Annotated in this window: 21 protein-coding genes; 8 read left to right on the top strand and 13 right to left on the bottom strand. The window is 66.8% G+C overall.

The annotated features are described in order from the left end of the window. Positions 1 to 29: 29 nt before the first annotated feature. From BUR94_RS05720 to BUR94_RS05710, 3 genes are read left to right on the top strand one after another with little or no spacing between them, the layout of a single operon-like run. A complete protein-coding gene (locus tag BUR94_RS05720; protein ID WP_074255267.1) occupies positions 30 to 980 on the top strand; it encodes an MBL fold metallo-hydrolase in 951 nt (316 codons plus the stop codon). A 43-nt stretch (positions 981 to 1023) separates the two neighbouring features. Beyond that, positions 1024 to 2634: an FAD-dependent oxidoreductase gene (locus BUR94_RS05715; RefSeq protein WP_074255266.1), complete on the top strand. Its 1611-nt coding sequence runs from the start codon at positions 1024 to 1026 to the stop codon at positions 2632 to 2634. 3 nt (positions 2635 to 2637) lie between these two features. Further along, positions 2638 to 2829 carry a DUF2783 domain-containing protein gene (locus BUR94_RS05710; protein ID WP_074255265.1) on the top strand — a complete coding sequence of 64 codons (192 nt, stop codon included), beginning with the start codon at positions 2638 to 2640 and terminating at the stop codon, positions 2827 to 2829. Here BUR94_RS05710 and BUR94_RS05705 read toward each other — a convergent pair whose 3' ends face one another. Genes BUR94_RS05705 through BUR94_RS05695 form a run of 3 tightly spaced genes read right to left on the bottom strand, consistent with a single transcriptional unit; the run spans position 2830 to position 4240 of the window. After that, positions 2830 to 3561 (bottom strand): Crp/Fnr family transcriptional regulator, encoded by a 732-nt coding sequence (locus BUR94_RS05705; RefSeq protein ID WP_074255264.1) that lies wholly within the window; start codon positions 3559 to 3561, stop codon positions 2830 to 2832. A gap of 3 nt (positions 3562 to 3564) precedes the next feature. Further along, a complete protein-coding gene (locus BUR94_RS05700; RefSeq protein WP_074255263.1) occupies positions 3565 to 3906 on the bottom strand; it encodes a hypothetical protein in 342 nt (113 codons plus the stop codon). A gap of 1 nt (position 3907) precedes the next feature. Further along, positions 3908 to 4240 (bottom strand): ElaB/YgaM/YqjD family protein, encoded by a 333-nt coding sequence (locus tag BUR94_RS05695; RefSeq protein WP_074255262.1) that lies wholly within the window; start codon positions 4238 to 4240, stop codon positions 3908 to 3910. A gap of 179 nt (positions 4241 to 4419) precedes the next feature. On the opposite strand from BUR94_RS05695, the gene BUR94_RS05690 reads away from it, so the two are divergent. From BUR94_RS05690 to BUR94_RS05680, 3 genes are all read left to right on the top strand, one after another. Next, positions 4420 to 4590 carry a DUF1328 domain-containing protein gene (locus BUR94_RS05690; protein WP_074255261.1) on the top strand — a complete coding sequence of 57 codons (171 nt, stop codon included), beginning with the start codon at positions 4420 to 4422 and terminating at the stop codon, positions 4588 to 4590. 255 nt (positions 4591 to 4845) lie between these two features. Continuing rightward, positions 4846 to 6093 carry a PRC-barrel domain-containing protein gene (locus tag BUR94_RS05685; protein ID WP_074255260.1) on the top strand — a complete coding sequence of 416 codons (1248 nt, stop codon included), beginning with the start codon at positions 4846 to 4848 and terminating at the stop codon, positions 6091 to 6093. Positions 6094 to 6253: 160 nt separating this feature from the next. Continuing rightward, positions 6254 to 7357 carry an AI-2E family transporter gene (locus tag BUR94_RS05680; protein ID WP_074255259.1) on the top strand — a complete coding sequence of 368 codons (1104 nt, stop codon included), beginning with the start codon at positions 6254 to 6256 and terminating at the stop codon, positions 7355 to 7357. Between the two features lie 10 nt (positions 7358 to 7367). Here the strand turns inward: BUR94_RS05680 and BUR94_RS05675 are convergent, their stop codons facing one another. Genes BUR94_RS05675 through BUR94_RS20420 form a run of 4 tightly spaced genes read right to left on the bottom strand, consistent with a single transcriptional unit; the run spans position 7368 to position 11654 of the window. Beyond that, positions 7368 to 9044, bottom strand: a complete 1677-nt coding sequence (locus BUR94_RS05675) for a phospholipase D-like domain-containing protein (protein WP_074255258.1) — start codon at positions 9042 to 9044, stop codon at positions 7368 to 7370. Continuing rightward, positions 9041 to 10903: a sensor histidine kinase gene (locus tag BUR94_RS05670; RefSeq protein WP_139301228.1), complete on the bottom strand. Its 1863-nt coding sequence runs from the start codon at positions 10901 to 10903 to the stop codon at positions 9041 to 9043. The genes BUR94_RS05675 and BUR94_RS05670 overlap by 4 nt, the downstream gene beginning before the upstream one ends. 11 nt (positions 10904 to 10914) lie before the next feature. Beyond that, positions 10915 to 11493, bottom strand: a complete 579-nt coding sequence (locus tag BUR94_RS05665; protein WP_074255256.1) for an RNA polymerase sigma factor — start codon at positions 11491 to 11493, stop codon at positions 10915 to 10917. Then, positions 11490 to 11654 (bottom strand): NepR family anti-sigma factor, encoded by a 165-nt coding sequence (locus BUR94_RS20420; protein WP_139301227.1) that lies wholly within the window; start codon positions 11652 to 11654, stop codon positions 11490 to 11492. The genes BUR94_RS05665 and BUR94_RS20420 overlap by 4 nt, the downstream gene beginning before the upstream one ends. 161 nt (positions 11655 to 11815) lie before the next feature. Between BUR94_RS20420 and BUR94_RS05660 the strand changes: the two genes are divergently transcribed. After that, positions 11816 to 12631: a response regulator gene (locus BUR94_RS05660; protein ID WP_074255255.1), complete on the top strand. Its 816-nt coding sequence runs from the start codon at positions 11816 to 11818 to the stop codon at positions 12629 to 12631. 35 nt (positions 12632 to 12666) lie between these two features. On the opposite strand, the gene BUR94_RS05655 is transcribed toward BUR94_RS05660, so the two are convergent. From BUR94_RS05655 to BUR94_RS05645, 3 genes are all read right to left on the bottom strand, one after another. Then, positions 12667 to 13128 carry a PaaI family thioesterase gene (locus BUR94_RS05655; RefSeq protein WP_074255254.1) on the bottom strand — a complete coding sequence of 154 codons (462 nt, stop codon included), beginning with the start codon at positions 13126 to 13128 and terminating at the stop codon, positions 12667 to 12669. A 46-nt stretch (positions 13129 to 13174) separates the two neighbouring features. Then, the gene (locus tag BUR94_RS05650) at positions 13175 to 13762 is read right to left on the bottom strand and encodes a YceI family protein (RefSeq protein WP_175570426.1); all 588 of its coding nucleotides are present in this window, start codon (positions 13760 to 13762) and stop codon (positions 13175 to 13177) included. A 65-nt stretch (positions 13763 to 13827) separates the two neighbouring features. Then, complete coding sequence (locus BUR94_RS05645) at positions 13828 to 14196, bottom strand: DUF1428 domain-containing protein (protein WP_074255253.1); 369 nt, start codon at positions 14194 to 14196, stop codon at positions 13828 to 13830. A 72-nt stretch (positions 14197 to 14268) separates the two neighbouring features. Between BUR94_RS05645 and BUR94_RS05640 the strand changes: the two genes are divergently transcribed. Further along, a complete protein-coding gene (locus tag BUR94_RS05640) occupies positions 14269 to 14748 on the top strand; it encodes a MarR family winged helix-turn-helix transcriptional regulator (RefSeq protein ID WP_217694041.1) in 480 nt (159 codons plus the stop codon). Here the strand turns inward: BUR94_RS05640 and glpK are convergent. From glpK to BUR94_RS05625, 3 genes are all read right to left on the bottom strand, one after another. Further along, complete coding sequence (gene glpK, locus BUR94_RS05635) at positions 14738 to 16225, bottom strand: glycerol kinase GlpK (RefSeq protein WP_074255252.1); 1488 nt, start codon at positions 16223 to 16225, stop codon at positions 14738 to 14740. The genes BUR94_RS05640 and glpK overlap by 11 nt on opposite strands. A 64-nt stretch (positions 16226 to 16289) precedes the next feature. After that, on the bottom strand, positions 16290 to 16775 hold the full coding sequence (locus tag BUR94_RS05630; protein WP_074255251.1) for a hypothetical protein: 486 nt from the start codon (positions 16773 to 16775) through the stop codon (positions 16290 to 16292). 120 nt (positions 16776 to 16895) lie between these two features. Continuing rightward, positions 16896 to 18632 (bottom strand): ABC transporter substrate-binding protein, encoded by a 1737-nt coding sequence (locus BUR94_RS05625; protein WP_074255250.1) that lies wholly within the window; start codon positions 18630 to 18632, stop codon positions 16896 to 16898. Positions 18633 to 18689: the final 57 nt, after the last annotated feature.

The raw sequence follows: 18689 nt of genomic DNA, 5'->3' as shown, positions 1-18689 counted from the left end.
CTTCGGCGCCACGAAAAAGGAAACGCACCATGGCCAAAGCCTTCGCCTCTGCCGGAGACATGACCGAAAAGACCATCAGCTTCACTGAAGTGGGCGAGGGTCTCTATGCCTTCACCGCAGAGGGCGACCCCAACTCCGGCGTCATCATCGGCGACGACAGCGTGATGATCGTCGAGGCCCAGGCCACGCCCCGGCTGGCGAACAAGGTGATCGACTGCGTCCGCTCCGTCACCGACAAGCCGATCAGCCACGTGGTGCTCACCCACTACCACGCCGTCCGCGTGCTCGGCGCCTCCGCCTTCGGCGCAGATCAGATCATCATGTCCGACAAGGCCCGCAGCATGGTCGCCGAACGCGGGCAGGAGGACTGGGACAGCGAGTTCGACCGCTTCCCCCGTCTCTTCGAGGGCCATGAGAGCATCCCCGGCCTGACCTGGCCCACCACCACCTTCAGCGGCCGCATGAGCGTGTTCCTGGGGCAGCGCAGGGTCGATCTCATGCAACTCGGCCGCGCCCATACGGCGGGTGACATCGTGATCCACGTACCCGACCAGAACGTCATGTTCACCGGCGACATCGTCGAATACCACTCCGCCTGCTACTGCGGCGACGGGCACTTCGGCGACTGGGGCAAGACCCTCGACGCGATCAAGGCCTACGATCTCGACGCCATCGCACCGGGCCGGGGCGATGCGCTCATCGGGCGCGAGATGGTCAATGCCGCCATCGAGAACACCCGCGATTTCGTCGCCTCCACCTACGCGCCCGCCGCCAAGGTCGCGGCCCGGGGCGGCACGCTGAAAGAGGCCTGGGACGCCGTCCGCGCCGCCTGCGATCCCAAGTTCGCCGACTATGCGATCTACGAGCACTGCCTGCCCTTCAACGTCGCCCGAGCCTTCGACGAGGCCCAGGGCATCGACACGCCCCGCATCTGGACCGCCGAGCGCGACAAGGCGATGTGGGCCGCCCTGCAGGGCTGACCCACCGCATCTTCGCAGACATTTCGTGCACCGGGAGGAACCGATGATCCAGGACCGTTACCCCCTCGCCCACAGGCTCTACCCCTATGCCCGCCACCCCGATCAGGATGCGGCCACGCCGGTGCGCCACCCCGTGGTCATCATCGGCGGCGGCCCCATCGGCCTGGCCTGCGCCCTCGACCTCGGGCTGCAGGGCCTGCCCGTCGTTCTGCTCGACGACCACGAGGGCGTCGGCCAGGGCTCCCGCGCGATCTGCTTCTCCAAGCGCAGCCTGGAGATCGCCGATCGCTACGGCTTCGGCGAGAAGGCCCTTGCCAAGGGCGTCGTGTGGAATCTCGGCAAGGTCTTCCACGAAGATCGCAAGGTCTTCGAGTTCAACCTTCTGCCCGAGGACGGCCACAAATTTCCGGCCTTCATCAACCTCCAGCAACCCTACTTCGAAAAGTTCCTTGTCGAGCGCATCCGCGAGGCCAATGCACAAGGTGCGCAGATCGACCTGCGCGGCCGCAACCGGATCGACGGCCTCACCCAGCACGGCACCCATGTCTCCCTCGAGATCACCACGCCCGAAGGCCCCTATACGCTGGAGGCGCACTACGCCGTCGCCTGCGACGGCGCCGGCTCGCCCACCCGCAAGATCCTCGGGCTCGACTTCGAGGGCCGGGTGTTCCAGGACAGCTTCCTGATCGCCGACATCACCATGGCCGCCCCCTTCCCCACCGAGCGGTGGTTCTGGTTCGAGCCCTCCCACGGCGCCGGGGCCTCCACCCTGCTGCACAAGCAGCCCGACGGGGAATGGCGCGTGGATTTCCAGATCGGATGGGACGTGGACCGCAAGGAGGAGCTGAAGGAGGAAAACGTCCGCCGCCGCCTCGACGCCATGCTCGGAGCGGATGTCGACTACGAGATCGTCTGGACGTCAATCTACACCTTCCAGTGCCGCCGGATGAGGAAATTCCGACACGACCGGGTGATCTTTGCGGGCGATTCCGCGCATCAGGTCAGCCCCTTCGGCGCGCGCGGGGCGAACTCCGGCATCCAGGACGCCGACAACCTTTGCTGGAAGCTCGGCATGGTGCTGCGCGGCGAGGCCCCCGATGCGCTGCTCGATACCTACTGCGAAGAGCGCCGCTACGGGGCCGACGAGAACATCCTCAACTCGACCCGCTCGACAGATTTCATCACGCCGAAGTCACCCGTCAGCCACATGTTCCGCAATGCCGTGCTCGACCTCGCCGAGCACCACGCCTTCGCCCGGCCGCTGGTCAACTCCGGCCGCCTCTCGCTGCCCTGCACCTACGACGATGGCCCGCTGAACGGGGCCGATGCCCTGCCGGGCGGGCCGGCGCGCACCCGTCCCGGTGCGCCTTGCCCCGATGCGCCCCTGCCCGAAGGCTTCCTGCTGAACCGGCTGGGCGGCGGCTTCACCCTGCTCTGCCTCAACTGCGCGGCGCCCGAGGGCCTGCCCGATGGGCTGGCCACGCTCGCCATGCCGTCGGAGGGCCCCGCCAGTGCCCTCCACCAGCGGTATCTTGGCGAGGCCCCGGCGGCGCTCTACCTGATCCGCCCCGATCAGCACGTGGCCGCCCGCTGGGCCGAGGCCGACGCTGCCACCATCGCCGCCGCCCTGCGCCACGCCACGGCCAAGGAGTGAGACATGCTCAACACCGCCCCCAACATCCCTGATCCCGACGGCTTCTATGCCGAGTTGATCGCCGCCCATGACGGGCTGACCGAAACACAGAGCGCCGCGCTCAACGCGCGGCTCGTTCTCCTGCTGTGCAATCATGTCGGGGATCGTGCGGTGCTCTCGGCGGCCCTGGAGGCCGCCCGGACCGCGCTGCGCTGATCACGTCAGCGCGCGCACCTTCGGGCTCTCCTCGGCGTCGAGCTTGGCCACGCGGCGCATTTCCTCCACGTCGTGTATCGCCAGGGTGCCGTTTCGCCATGTGGCCAGCTTCCTGTCGCGGAGCTTGGCGAGGCTCTTGTTGGTGTGCACCAGCGACAGGCCCAGCGCGTCGGCCAGGTCCTGCTGGCGGAACGGCAGCTTCATCTCGCCATTACGGGTCAGCCCAAGCGCCTTGCCCCGGCTGTAGAGCCGCACCAGAGCCCATGCGATCGCCTCGACCGCACTGCGCTGGCCCACCGTCAGCAAGGCCTCGCCCAGAAAATGCTCTTCCGCGCAGGCCACCCATGTGAGGTCAAAGGCGCGCTCGGGATGGCTGCGAAAGAAATCCCAGAGATCCTTGCGGTTGAACACCGCGAGGCGCATCGAGGTCGAGGCCTCGACCGAATGTCCCATCTCGCCCATCACCGCGGCCTGGAGCCCAAGCACATCCCCCGGCATGACGAAGTTGAGCACCTGGCGTGCGCCGTCTTCGAGCAGCTTGTAGCGCAGCCCCATGCCTTCCATGACAACGTAGAGCTGCGGGCTGTTGGCGCCTTCCATCAGGATCACGGCGCCGGGGTCGACCGCCAGTTCGCCGACCTTGAAGGCCTTCATCCCGCGCAGCTCATCGAGCGAGATTCCCGCAAAGGTCTCCTTGTCGACCACCGGGCAATGCTTGCATACCTCTTCCATTCCTCATTTCCTCCTGGCTGAGCCCTGCCCGGCCTCGAGGCCGTACAGGAAGGCCTGCGCGATGCCAAAGCCGTCGGGCTGGGGCCGTGGCGGATGTGCAGCATGGTGGGGGCGACGCGCAGCTGCCGGGCGCAGGTTCGCAAGCCCCAGCAGAACGAAGCCCGCGGCAAACCAGATCGCTCCGATCACCAGACCCGCGGTCTGCGCCGAGGTCGTCTCCGCCAGGTAGATCCAGCCGGCCACCGTCAGAAACCCGGCACCAACCAGAAAGCAGAGCCCCGCTCCGGCCGAGAAGGCCGCCCGGCGCAGGCCCTGCGCCAGGCTCAGTTTCAAACCCGTGAGCATGTTATTTGCGGGAGGAAAAGTGGCCGATCAAGAAGCCGACGGCGGCCGCGATGCCGATCGCCGTGGCCGGCCGCTCGACAACGAAGTCATTGGCCCGGCCATAGGCGAACTCGGCGTTCGCCTTCATGTAATCCGCACCTTCCTGGGCCTTGGCCTTCGCTTCGGCGGCCTTGGCCTTCGCGTAGTCCTGAAACTCGGCGCTCTTGGCGCGGCCAAGGTCGGCCACCGCGCTGGTCAGGCTGGCGATGTCCGCCTTCAGCGCCGCGATCTGGGCCGAAACCTCATCCGCGGGTTTTGTCTCTGTGGTCGTTGCAGTCGTCTTGGCCTGTGCCATTTGACGTCTCCCTTTCAATTCAGGTGTGTCATTCGACAATTCAACCGGCATCCCCTTCAAAGGTTCCCGAAATGAATTGAAAAGAATTTCCGGAACCCACGCTCCGGAGCCGAAGTTGTGTCGGCAAGATCGGGATCACAACGCAGTCCCGAACACATGCAAATGAAAGGAAACTTACAATGCTTGGCTGGGCCATTACCTTCCTCGTGATCGCGCTGATTGCTGCTCTCTTCGGATTTGGCGGCATCGCCAGCGCCAGCGCCGGCATCGCGCAGGTGCTGTTCTTCATCTTCCTGATCCTCTTCGTGGTCGCCATGGTTGCGCGGGCGATGCGGGGCCGCACGCCCTGACGCCCGACAGGGCAACCAGGACCGGACAAACGACAAGGGGCGCCTTCGGGTGCCCCTTTTGCCATTTTCCGCCATTCCGACCGGCAAGGAATTGCCGATACCTTTTTCTTGCACGAGAGCCCTTAACGCGCCGCCGCCAATTAAGTTCCGTAACACTTGTGAATTATTCCGAGGAACAAAGGCGCAATTTCCCGGTTCTCTCCTCACAAGCGGCCCAGCGCCGCAGTTTCTGAAACCAGAAATCCGGAGAGACCAATGAAACGCATTCTTGCAACCACCGCGCTGACAGCGTCGCTGGTGATGCCTGCCTTCGCGCAGGACGCCGCCGCGCCCGAAGCCACCGCAACCCCCGAGGCCGGCACCGAAATGGCCGCGGGCGGCTTCATCCAGTCCGCAGACCCGCAGGACGTGATGGCCAGCGACTTCATCGGCAAGCGCGTCTACGCGATGTCCGAAGAGATGGAGTATGGTGACGAAGGCGTCGCCGAGGCCGATGCCGCATGGGAAGACATCGGCGAGGTGAGCGACGTGATCCTCGCCCGCACCGGCGAGGTCGAAGGCGTGATCGTCGATATCGGCGGTTTCCTCGGCATCGGCGAGAAGCCCGTGGCCCTGACCATGGACTCGCTAAACCTCGTCGCCGACGCCGATGCGCCGGGCGAGTATTTCGTCACCGTCAACTCCTCGCGCGAGGCGCTCGACCAGGCTCCGGCCTTCGAGTTCACCGAGCCGGCTCCGATGGAGCAGGCCGAGGCCACCGACGGCTCCGTCGCCACCCCGCTTGAGGAGACCCCCGGCGAGGAAGTCGACATGGCCGAAGGCGAGGACGTGACCGCCGACCCGATGGCGGCCGATCCGAACAACACCGAAGAGATGACAGAGATGGCCGAAGCCGGTGACAACGCCGCCGACGAAGCAGAAGCCGAAGTGACCGAGGAACTGGCCGAGGGCGAAGCCGCCGTCGAGGAAGCCGGTGACGAGGCGGCCCAGGAGATGGCCGAAGCCGGTGATGCTGTCGAGGAGGCCGGCGACGAAGCCGCTCAGGAGATGGCCGAGGCTGGCGACGCCGTCGAGGAAGCCGGCGACGAAGCCACTCAGGAGATGGCCGAAGCTGGCGACGCCGTCGAGGAAGCCGGTGACGAAGCCGCTCAGGAGATGGCCGAAGCCCCCGCCGAGTCCGGCTCGATGGAAGAGTTCACCCGCGACGGCTACTCCACCGTGATGGTCACCGAGCTGTCGTCCGAAGACCTGACCGGCCTGTCGGTCTACGACCCCAACGACAACCGCGTGGGCGAGATCTCCGAAGTGCTGATCTCCTCCGACGGCGTGGTGACCGATGCGGTCATCGACGTGGGCGGTTTCCTCGGTATCGGTGAAAAGCCTGTGGCGATCAGCTTCTCGGGCATCTCGCTCCAGAAGCAGGCCGAAGGCGATGACCTGCGTGCCTATGTCAACACCACCGAGGAGCAGCTGAAGAGCTTCCCCGAGTATGAAGACGGCTGATCCAGCCGCTTTCGGAAGCGCCTCCCCCGCGGAGGCGCTTCCTCTTTGATCTACAGCCCGGCGCCGGCCTGTCCGGTCGCCGGGCTCTTGCAAACTGCGGCCATTCCCCCAGCATGGTTCCGCAAGCGCCTCGACCCCTTGCCACCGAGGAGACCGACCCATGTTGAGCAACCGCTCCGTCACAGTGCCGCTGATGGTCATCGCGGCAATCCTCACGATTGCCGCTCTCAAGCAGGGGTCGCATTTTCTCGCGCCGACGGTACTGGCGCTGATCACGGGGGTGATCCTGTCGCCCGCCATAGGCCTCCTGCTGCGCCTCGGGGTGCCACGCTCCGTTGCCTCCGGCGCGGTGCTCGCCTTCGTGCTGGTGGCCTTCACCACCCTGGCGTTGCTGTTCGAACCCGTCCTGTGGCGCGCCTTCGACAAGCTGCCGCTAGTCTGGAGCGAGTTGCAGGAAACCCTGCGACAGTTCCAGGATGCCCTGCGCGGGCTCAACAAGATGACCGAGGACGTGAAAGACGCGATCTCCCCCGAGGCCGCCGGAAGCGCCCCCGAGGCCGAGCCCGCCGTCGCCCTGCCCTCCGCCATCGACGCCATCGCGCTGGCGCCCACCATCGCCGCGCAGGTGATGATCTTCGTGGGCGTGCTGTTCTTCTTTCTGTTCACCCGTGACAGTGTCTATGGCTGGATGGCCAAGGCGCTGGGTGGCCGCAACCCGGCCGCACGCGACCGCTACAAGGCCTCGCTCATGGCCGCCGAGCACATGGTATCGCGCTACTTCATCACCATCACCCTCATCAACGCCTGCCTCGGCCTGGCCGTGGCCGCCGCGATGATCCTTCTGGGCATGGGCTCGCCCATCCTCTGGGGCATCGCCGCCTTCGCGGTCAACTTCGTCCCCTACCTCGGCCCCGCGGTCTATGCCGTGGTGCTGCTCCTGGGCGGCATCGTCGCCTTCGACGGGGTGATGGCGGTGGCGCCGATGGCGGTCTATCTCGCCATGAACATGACCGAGGGCCAGTTCGTCACGCCCTCTCTCGTGGGCAAGACCCTCAAGGTGAACCCGCTGCTGATCTTCCTGTCGCTGGTCTTCTTCCTGTGGATCTGGGGGCCGCTGGGTGGGTTCGTGGCAATCCCGGTGCTGCTCTGGGTCCTGCTGGTCGCCGACCTGATGAAGATGGACGAAGACATGCGCGAGGCCGTGGAGCGGCGACAGGAGATCGACGATCAGGTCGCCGCGCGCGAGGCCGCCGCGATCGAGTGAGCCGCGCGGCTCAGACCATCTCTTCCGGCACCCCGAAGACAGCCATGCCAAACCGCCTGCCGGGGCGCATGTCGTAGGGCAGCAGGTAGCCCTCGCGGGCCTCTGGCGGGCGGGCCGCATCGCGCCGCGCGGCCGCCACCCAGGCACCGAAGGCGCGCGCCGGATCGAGCATTTCGGCCCGCCGCCCCTCTGCCAGGCCCGGATACCAGTGATCGAGCACCCGACCGCGGATCATCGCCACCGTGGCCGGGTCGCTCATCTCCACCCCGGCCTCCGTATCCCACCGCAGGCTGCGGCCGTTGAGGTTGGCCGAGGAGATGATGGCGGCGCGGTCGTCGAAGACCGAGAGCTTGGCATGAACGTAGATCACCGGCGCGCCCAGCAGCACCGAACGGCCATGCGCCGGGTCGTCGGAGCCGTCGGGCGCACCCACCGCCTCGTCGCCTGCCTCCTCCTCCGGCCGTCCGGGCCGCCGCCGCTGCGCGGGTGACAGCGCGATGAACCTGTCTCCGAACGCCTTCCGCACCGCCCGCAGGCAGCGTGATTGCAGGAACTCCCCATAACGGGCATCGGTCCCACCGCTCGAAAAGGCCACCTCCTCCGGGGCAGCTGGCAGGACCATGACGAGATGCAACCCCGGCTCCTCCCGGCCGCGCCGGGCCAGAGCCCGCGCCAGCCGCCGGTCGCGGAAGTACTGGGTCTCCAGAAAAATCAGCCTGCGCGCCTCCCCGGTCCGCGCGAGATGGGCATCGAATATGCCCGACGACCGGGTCCTGGGCGAAAACCGGAAGGGCGCAAACCGCGCGGGCTCCGAGATCGTGGTCAGAAACCGGCTGCCGCCCGCCGGTGCGGCGGTGCCCCGGCCCTCGGGCGCGGGCCCCTCCCCCGCCGACTGCTCCAGAAACCCCTCCAGATGGCGCTCGGCCTGGGCCACCAGTTCCGGCTCGTCGAACACCATCTGCACGTCATGCCATGTTTCCCGCGCGGGCTGGTCATGCGTCGGCGTGTCCCAGCGCCGCTCGTCGAGGTCGAGCCCGCCGACATAGAGCCTGCGCCCGTCGATCACGGCGAGTTTCTGGTGATGCGTCACCGGCGTCATCCGGAACCTGTGGGCAAAGTCCGCCCGCACCCGGCCCTCTGCACCCTCCTCGACCTTCAGGTTCGGTCGCAGCCGCGGCGCTTCCGACAGGAACCGCCGGCGCTCATCCGGCGTCAGATCGTTCAGCATGCGTGCGGCCTTGCGCAGCCGCCAGGCCGCCACCGGCCAGAACAGCCCGCTCGGCACCGCCCCGATCCGGGCCGGGTGGCGGGCGGCGATCACCTCCAGCGCCCCGGTGCCGACCTTGCCGGCGATCTCGCGGAGACCGGCGCATTGGCGCATGGTCCGCCAGGTGCTGCGGTGCAGCTCGGCCGCGCCGATGGGGTCGAAATCGGCGATCACGAGGCGCAGGCTGACCCCGCGCCGCAGGGCGTCGGCCAGCAGATCGGCCCAGGTGTTTCCGATCGCCAGACCCGCCGCGCTGTGCAGCCGCGTGCGCAGATCGAAGACCCGAAAGCTCATGCTCACCCGCCGTTGCGCCCCCAGCACCAACGCCTCGAAAACCGGATAGGCCTCGCGCGCGGTGATGAGCAGATGCGGAGCGCCATCCGTCATCCCTGCGGGCGATATCTCGCCCGCACCGCTCATGACGCATCGCCCCTGCGCAGGCTCTCGGGAAGGGACATCGGCGGCACCGTCTTTTCGCCCGGCGCGATCTCGGCCTCGGGCGCGCCCTCTGGCTGGTCCTCGATCGGAAAGGTGATCGACAGTTGATAGCTGTCGTCTTTCTCGTCGATCGTCAGCGTTCCGCCCAGTTGCGCGGCGAAGGCGCGGATCAGCTGGCTGCCGAGGCCCGCGCTGGAGGGCGGCGTGAAGTCGCGGCTGAGCGGCGCGCCGACGGAGTTGGCCACGACCAGCCGCGCGCGCGAGCGGGCCGCCATCTCGTCCTCGACCTCACTGACCTCCTCGGGCGGGGCGGGTTCCAGCTCTTCCAGCTTGATGGTCAGCCAGGCCGTGCCGGGTCCGTCGGGGTGCCCCATGTGCTTGGTCGCATTGGTCACCGCCTCGGTGGTCAGCAAGGCAACCGGCACTGCCTGTTCCGGTGCCAGTGTCAGGCTCTCGATCTCGAGGTTGGGCCGCACCCCGGCGTCCTTGGGCAGGGCGGTCGAGAGCGTCTGGCGCAAAATCGCGGCCAGCAGCGTGTTGGCATGCACGATCGACAGGCGAGAGGTCTGGTAGAGGCTCGAATGAACCGTCGCCAGGCCCATCACCCGGTCGAGAATACGCCGCAGGGTGGTGCGCGCCTCGTCCGATTGCGCCTTGCGGATCTCCATATTCATGATCGAGGCGATGAGCTGGAGGTTGTTCTTGACCCGGTGATGCACCTCGCGCAGCAGCAGGTTCTTCTCGTGCAGCCCGTCTTCCAGCTCCGCCTCGTCGTGCAGGATGGTCTCGGCCATGCTCTCGAAGGTCTCGTTCATCTCGCGGAACTCGGCGGTCGCGCGGTCGGAGACCGGGTCGGAGCCGCGCAGGCTGCGGTGTCCGGCGGCAAAGCGGATCATCCGGGCCCGCAGCCGGCGGATATGCACCAGCACCAGCCGGTGCACCGCGATATAGGCCACGCCCAGCGAGATCAGCCACATCAGCATGGGAAAGAGCGCCGCGCTGAACCAGCGCAGCCCGCTCGGCGACTTGTCCTCCCAGATCGCCATGGCGTAGACCAGCCCGGGGATGATGGCCACCAGCGTGTAGATGCGCGGCTTGCCCGCAGCGCTCTCGCCGGAGAACGCGGTCACCCCGCCGCCGACAAGGGCCTTGAGTGACACGTCCTTGGGCAGTTCTCCCTCCAGCGCCTCGGCGGACAGATCGGACAGAAGCACCTTTCCGCCCTCGGTGAAGGTCACGAGGTCGATGGGCTTCTGCTCCATCTCGCCAGCGGACGTGGTGGTGCCAACGCCGGTCTCGCGCTGCGACAGGTCGTCTCCTCCGATCGAGATCGAGACGAACCCGAGGTAGACCCCGTCCTGATAGACAGGGTAGCCCAGCACCATCACCTCGAACCCCGAGACACGCCCCTTCTTGATCAGATCGGCCATCGGCACCCGGTCGCGCGCCATGGTGTCCGCAAAGGCCGAGCCCTGCAGGTCATAGGTCTCCGCGTTGGAGTTGCAAATGCTCTGGTGGTTTTCGTCGATGAACATCGCCAGCGTGTAGACGACCGAGCGGTCCACCAGCTGCCGCATCAGGTCCGAACAGGCCGCCGGGTCGCTTCGGAGCCCGACCACCGAGGTCGCCAGAACCCGCGCCGAGGCAAAGCCGCCGTGCAACATGTCGCGCATGTCCTCGACGTCCGCGACCGTCCGGCCGAACAGGGCCGAGCGGTTCAGCTCGCTGGCCTGCCGCGAGACGTTGGCTGTCTGCATCAACGCGATGATGCCAACGGGCAGCAGGGCCACCGACAGCATGACGGCGACCCTGAAAACCAGCGACTGGGTAATACCCCTCACGCGCCCCTCGCTCAGCCGAGCGGGGTGATGCTGGCAGATACCACCGCCATGGTGCTCTGATCGGTAAGCTCCAGCTCTTCGTCGTCGCTCAAGTGCAGCAACTCGGCCAGCCTGACCCGCGCGCGGTTGGCCCGGCTCTTCACCGTGCCCACGGCACAGCCGCAGGTCTCGGCGGCCTCGTCATACGACATGCCGAGCGCACCCACGAGCCACAGCGTCTCGCGCTGTTCGTCGGGCAGGGTGGCAAAGGCAGCCTGGAAATCCGCGAGCGCCAGGCGCCCGTCGTGATCGGGCTTGGAGGCAAGGCCCCCGGCCAGAACGCCATCCACATCGGCAACCTCGCGGCCCGACTTGCGGCGCGCCGAATAGAAGGTGTTGCGCAGGATGGTGAAAAGCCAGGCCCGCAGGTTGGTGCCCACCTTGAACTTGTCGAAGTTGCTCCAGGCCTTGACCACCGCATCCTGCACCAGGTCATCTGCCTGTGCGGAGTTGCGGGCAAGGCTCATGGCAAAGGCGCGCATGGCAGGAAGATGGGTGACGATCTCGTCGCGCGGATCGACGGGTGGCAGCTCGGCGGCGGCGGAGGTCATTGCGTGCGCCCGCCTTTCGTATCCTGCTGGCGCAGCTTGTTCAGAAGTTCGGTGAACCGATCAGGCACATCCTCCTCGACCTGTGCCTGAAAAACCCGGCGCAGGTTCTCGTCAATCTGTCTTCGCAGCCCTTCGTTCGGCTGTTTTTGCTGCTCGTTCATGTCTTTCGCCTTGCCTTTCCTAGCGTCGTTCAATGCCACCACTCCGCGCGTTCATCTCTCCAACCCGTCTGCACGGATCAGGTTCCCAAAAATAATTTGGAACCAAACGTTTTCAGGCGAGTTTGGTTCCCGAACGCCAATAAGAAAATGGGTAAGGCAACATGAACAGTGCAACCTCCGAAGGCTTTGCTGACGGTATCGCGCGTGAACTCCCCTATCTTCGTCGCTATTCGAGGGCCCTGACAGGGAGCCAGAAATCGGGCGACGCCTATGCCGCCGCCACGCTGGAGGCGATGCTGGAGGATCCGGATCTCGGGGATCGCTCGCGCAGCCCGCGCGTGGCGCTCTTCCGCGCCTTTCACGCCATCTGGACAAGTTCCGGCGCGCCCGTCGAGGCCGCCGAGGGCGACAGTTTCCTCGCCGCGCAGGCCCAGCGCCACATGGCCCCCCTGACCCCCGGCACCCGCGAGGCCCTGCTGCTCTACACGATCGAGCAGTTCTCCTATGCCCAGATCGGCCAGATTACAGACTCCACCGAGGAGGAGGCCGAGGAGATGGTCGCCACCGCGCAGGAAGAGATGGCCCGCTCGATCATGGGCAAGGTGATGATCATCGAGGACGAGGCAATCATCGCCATGGACCTCGAAACCGTCGTTGGCCAGATGGGCCACCGCGTGACCGGCGTCGCCCGCACCCACAAGGGTGCCGTGCAGCTGGCCAAGCAGGAACGCCCCGACATGATCCTGGCCGACATCCAGCTGGCCGACAACTCGTCGGGCGTGGAGGCAGTCAACGAGATCCTCGGCGAGTTCGGCGAGATGCCGGTGATCTTCATCACCGCCTTCCCCGAGCGCCTGCTGACCGGCGAAAAGCCGGAGCCGGTGTTCCTCATCACCAAGCCCTATACCGAAGAGCAGGTGCGCCTCGCCGTAAGCCAGGCCATGTTCTTCGCCTCCACGGTGACCCTCGTCGCCTGAGGCCCAAGGTTCCCTCGAGAAAGGCGGGATCGACATCAGTCGGTTCCGCCTTTTTGTTGGAACAGCCGGTAGATCGCCTTGCACCGCGCCACCGGGCTCTCGCCATCGGTGATCAGCGCCTGGGTGAACAGCATCTTGCCGGTGCGCTTCACCACCTCCGGGGTCGCCTCGATCCAGGCGCCGGGATGGCCGGGGCCGAGATAGTCGATATCCAGCGTGATCGTCGCCATCTTGCCCACAAGCGGGGCCTTGCCCGGCGTACCGCTATAGGTCTCGTTGAAGACGCGGGCGAGGATATCGGCAAAGGTCGCCGTGACCCCGCCATGGCAGACGCCATTCACGTTGAGGTGCCGCGCTTCGACCCGAAAGCCCACGGTCCGCGAGCCATCCGCGTTTTCTCGCACGAACCACGGCCCCATCGCCGCGTCGACCGGCGAGAGCACGTCGAGCGCGATGAAATCGGGCGGCGGGGCCGGGCTGGCGGGGGCGTCTGTCATCGCCGCCACGCTGCCCTGCCCCGCTGCCCACGTCAATCGGGCCCGCTCAGCCCTCCCAGGGCGGCCCGGTGAACTCCGCATCGACCGAGAAGCTCACCTCGTCGGCCACGCCCATCGTCGTGCCCGGCGGCGGCAGCCCCACGTCGAAGCCCACCGCCGAACGGCTGAAACGTCCCTCCGCATGAAAGCCGATCCGCGCGTTGGGGTCGTACTGGTTGCCAACCCAGCCTCCCAGGGCGGTGACAGACATGGTGATCGGGGCGGAGGTGCCGTTGATCGTGAGCACCGCTTCCACCTCCGCCGCCTTCTCCCCGGTGAGGCGAATTGCCGTGCTCACCAGGATGATCTCCGGATGATTGGTCAGGTCGAACCAGGGCGCGGTGGTCAGCATCGCCCTGAACCCCTCAGGCTCCGGCGTCGGAATGTCGAGCGAGGCCACGTCGATCGTGGCGGAGAGCTTCGCCGTGCCAGGGTCCGCCGGGTCCATCTCCAGCGTGGCCGTGAAGCTGTCGAAGCTCGCCCGAAAGATCGAGATCCCGATGTGATCCACCGCAAAGATCAGGCTCGAATGGGCCTGGTCCAGCCTGTAGGTGCCGGGTTGAAGCGTGGCGAGATCGGTCTTGGTGGTGTCCATCGCCAGATCCTGCGCGATGGCGGGCCCGGCGGCGATAATCCCTGCCAGAACAAGCGCTGGCCGCATCATCGCACCGAGCCCTCGCCCCAGGCCACCAGCGGCTCGAACCCGCCCCACATCATCCGCATCCCGTCAAAGGGCATTTCGGGCATCTCTTGGCCCTCCATGTCCTTGGTCATCTGCTCCGCCGCCTTGTCGCAAGTCTCCTTGTCCGGCCAGATCACCCAAGAGAACACGCACACCTCACCCTCCTCCATCTTGGTCGCCATCGGAAAGCTCGTCACTTTGCCATCGGGCACGTCGACGCCCCAGTTCTCCTGCATCCCGATGCAGCCGTAGCCCTTGAACATCTCCAGCGCCTCCTCGGCCATCTTCTTGTATTTCGCCTTGTTTTCCTGCGGCACGGCGAGCAGGAACCCTTGAACATATGCCATTGCAAATACCTCCCTCATGGCGCATTCCGACCTCACCTTGACAGGCTTTATGGTTGATATCAACATAAGACGATGATGGACCCCGAACTCCCCCTCGACGTGACCCACGAGGTCGGCTGGGCCTGCCTGTGCCTGCGCGCCCAGCGCGCCGCGCGCCAGCTCGCCCGGATCTTCGACGAGGTGTTCCGCCCGCTCGGCCTGACCAACGGCCAGTTCTCGCTCCTGATGAGCCTCAACCGCCCTGCCCCGCCCCGCCTGACCGACCTCACCGGTCAGCTGGGCATGGACCGCACAACCCTGACCGCGGCGGTGAAGGTGCTGGAGCGGCGCGGGCTGATGCGGCAGGAGCCCGACGAGAAGGACAAGCGCGCCAAGCGCCTCATGCTGACCGACGCGGGCCGCGCGATCCTGAAAGAGGCGCTGCCGATCTGGCGCGAGACCCATGCGCGGATCGAAGCCGAGCTGGAACGGATCACCGCCGCCCAGCTCCGCGACGGGCTCGATCAGCTCTCTGGCCGCAGCAAGCCTGCCGAGACGCCGTCTAAAAGCTGAGCGTTGCCGCCACCGCGCGCTTCCAGCGAGCGTATTTCTCCTCCCGTTCCCCCTCGGCCATCTCCGGCGCAAAGCTCCGGTCCAGCGCCCAGGTCTCGGCAAAGCCTGCCTGGTCGGGGTAGACCCCTGCCCGCTGCCCCGCCAGCCAGGCCGCGCCCATGGCCGTGGTTTCCAGCACCTTTGGCCGATCCACCGGCGCGCCGATGATGTCCGACAGGAACTGCATCGCCCAATCAGAGGCGCTCATGCCGCCGTCCACGCGCAACGCGGTTTCGCCGCTCCCCGCCCAGTCGGCCTGCATCGCCTCCAGCAGGTCGCGGGTCTGGTAGCCCACGCTCTCCAGCGCGGCGCGGGCAAACTCGGCCGGGCCGGTCGCCCGCGTCAGGCCGAAGACGGCGCCACGGCAATCGGCATCCCAATAGGGCGCACCGAGGCCGGTGAAGGCGGGCACCAGCACCACCCCCTGCCCGGTATCGGCCTGCTCCGCCAACGGCTGGGTCTCGCCCGCCTCGCGGATCAGCTTCATCCCGTCGCGCAGCCATTGCACCACCGCGCCTGCCACGAAGATCGAGCCTTCCAGCGCATAGGTCGGTTTGCCGTCGAGCTGGTAGGCAATCGTCGTCAGCAAGCGGTTCTCGCTCTTCACCGGGTCGGCCCCGGTGTTGAGCAGGGCAAAGCAGCCCGTGCCGTAGGTCGATTTCATCATGCCCGGCTCGAAACAGGCCTGCCCCACCGTTGCCGCCTGCTGGTCGCCCGCGACACCGAGGATCGGGATCTCGCGGCCGCCGAACAGATCGGTCCGCGTCGTGCCGAAATCGGCGGCGCAGTCCTTCACCTCTGGCAGCATCGACATGGGGATGTCGAGCAGCCCGCACATCTCCTCCGACCACGCGCCCTTGCGAATGTCGTAGAGCATCGTCCGCGCCGCATTGGTGGCATCGGTCACATGGGCCCTGCCGCCGGTGAGGTGCCAGATGATCCAGCTGTCGACCGTGCCGAAGGCAAGCTCCCCCGCCTCCGCCTTCGCGCGCGCGCCCTCCACGTTGTCGAGGATCCAGCGCAGCTTGGTGCCAGAGAAATACGGGTCGAGCAGCAGCCCGGTCGCCTCGGTCACCGCCGGTTCATGGCCCTTCTCCTTGAGGGAGCGGCAAAAATCGGCGGTGCGCCTGTCCTGCCAGACGATGGCGTTGTGAATGGCGCGCCCCGTGGTCCTGTCCCAGACCACCGTCGTCTCGCGCTGGTTGGTGATCCCGATGGCGGCGATATCGCCGCTCGACGCGCCCGCCTTCTCGATCGCCGCGCGGCAGGTGGCGGCGGTGGTGGTCCAGAGATCGGCCGCCTCGTGCTCGACCCAACCGGAAGCCGGGAAATGCTGGGTGAATTCCTCCTGCGCAGTGGCGACGGGCTTCATCTGCGCATCGAACAGAATGGCGCGGGAGGAGGTGGTGCCCTGGTCGATGGCGAGAATGTAGGTCATTGCGTGTCCTCCCTGTTGACGGATGGTTTAGCGTGGACGGCAGCCCGCGTCACGCGGGGCGGGGTCAGCGCAGCAGGCGCTCCAGTTCCTCGGCGCTGCGCGGGATCAGCACAAAGCCGTCGAGCCAGCGGGCGCCCGCGGCGTCGAGCGCCTCCGGTGGCGGCGGCTCCGGAAGGGCGATGGCACCAATAGCCAGGCGGCGCAGCTCGGATTCGGGCTCGGCCACGCGCAGGATGCACTCGAAGGCATCGGGGTGTTGCGGCGCGGCCGTGCCCATCAGCCCGCGCCACGCGCGCTCGTGGCGGTGACAGAGCATGGTGTAGGGTGCGAGGCCGGGGCCGACCTGCTGCACCCCGATCTCGCCGGAGGGCCATTTCACCGCGATCTCCTGCCCGTCGAAGGCGTGCAGCATGGCCGCCGCCATGGCCTCGCCCGGCGCGCGGGTGCGGTTGTAGAAGGGCGCGACCAGGATCATCACCAGCACCACCCCCGCGACCACGATGGACGCGCGTTTGATAAAGACGTTCTGCGGCGGGGGCGCTGGGGGCATGGCGCGGCTCCGTCAGGGCATCGAGGATCAAGGTGCAGGGTGAGCGACACATCGCCGGGCTGTCAAAGACAAAGCGGCCGGGGCCACCCGCAAGGGCAGCCCCGGCCTGGGGAGGACAGGTTACTTCCAGGAGGCGATCAGCTCGTCGTAGCTGACGGTCTCCGGGGTCGGATCCTCGTTGTCGAGCTTGGCCTTGGGCGCGCCGGGCATCGCCAGCCACTCCTCAGGGTCCTTCTCCTCGTTCAGCACCGGGCCGAGATCGCCCTGAACGCCTGCGCGCTCAAGCCGCTCCAGCACCCGCTCCTGGTCGGCGCAGAGCGAGTCCAGCGCCTCCTGAGGGGTCTTCGCACCCGACATCGCATCACCGATGTTCTGCCACCAGAGCTGCGCCAGCTTGGGGTAGTCGGGCACGTTGGTGCCGGTGGGCGACCACTGCACCCGCGCGGGCGAGCGGTAGAACTCGACCAGACCGCCGAGCTTGGGAGCCCGCTCGGTGAAGCTGTCGTGCTGGATGGTCGACTCGCGGATGAAGGTGAGGCCCACGTGGGACTTCTTCACATCCACCGTCTTGGAGGTGACGAACTGGGCATAGAGCCAGGCCGCCTTGGCACGGTCGATGGGCGTGGACTTCAGCAGCGTCCAGCTGCCGGCGTCCTGGTAGCCGATCTTGGTGCCCTCTTCCCAGTAGGCGCCATGCGGGCTGGGGGCCATGCGCCACTTCGGCGTGCCGTCCTCGTTGAGCACCGCAGAGGCCCCATCCCCCACCATGTCGGCGGTGAAGGCGGTGTACCAGAACATCTGCTGGGCAATAGAGCCCTGCGCCGGCACCGGGCCGGCCTCGCCGAAGGTCATGCCGGCGGCAGCCGGGGGCGAGTATTTCTGGAGCCACTCGATGGCCTTGGTCACGGCGTAAACGGCGGCGGGGCCGTTCGTCGCGCCGCCACGGGCCACGCAGGAGCCGACGGGCTGGGAGTTCTCGTTCACCCGGATGCCCCATTCGTCGACCGGCAGGCCGTTGGGCTCGCCCTTGTCGCCCATGCCGGCCATCGACATCCACGCATCGGTGTAGCGCCAGCCGAGAGACGGGTCTTTCTTGCCGTAGTCCATGTTGCCATAGACGCCCTCGGAGGGGCCGCCGGCGTAAGACATGTCGCGCCCGGTGAAGAACTCGGCGATGTCCTCGTAGGCCGACCAGTTGACCGGCACGCCGAGGTCGTAGCCATAGGCTTCCTTGAAGTCGGCCTTGGTCTTCTCGTCGTTGAACCAGTCGTAGCGGAACCAGTAGAGGTTGGCGAACTGCTGGTCGGGCAGCTGGTAGACCTTGCCATCGGGTCCGGTGGTGAACGACAGGCCGATGAAATCATCGAGGGCGAGCCCGGGGTTGGTGACATCCGCACCCTCGCCCGCCATCCAGTCGGTCAGGTTGTGGGCCTGCTGGTAGCGCCAATGGGTGCCGATCAGGTCGCTGTCGTTGATGTAGGCATCATAAACGTTCTCGCCAGACTGCATTTGGGTTTGCAGCTTCTCCACCACGTCGCCCTCGCCGATGAGGTCGTGGGTGATCTGGATGCCGGTGATCGCGGTAAAGGCCGGGGCCAGCACCTGGGCCTCGTACTCGTGGGTGGTGATCGTCTCCGACACCACCTTGATGTCCATGCCCGCAAAGGGCTGCGCGGCATCGACGAACCACTGCATCTCGGCTTCCTGCTCCTCGCGGGTGAGCGTGGAGAGGTCGCCGATCTCGGCGTCGAGGAAGGCGCGGGCCTCGTCCATCCCGGCAAAGGCCGGCACGGCGAGGCTGAGCGCCACCGCGAGCCCGCCGGTAAAGGCGGTGGTTGATCTGAGATTGAGCTTCATGATTTCTCCTCCCTGTTGGGTTATGAAGCGCCGCGTTGGTCGCGGCCGTTATTCCTG

This window comes from Vannielia litorea, assembly GCF_900142295.1.
Lineage (GTDB): Bacteria > Pseudomonadota > Alphaproteobacteria > Rhodobacterales > Rhodobacteraceae > Vannielia > Vannielia litorea.
This window is presented reverse-complemented; position numbering and strand designations above follow the sequence as displayed.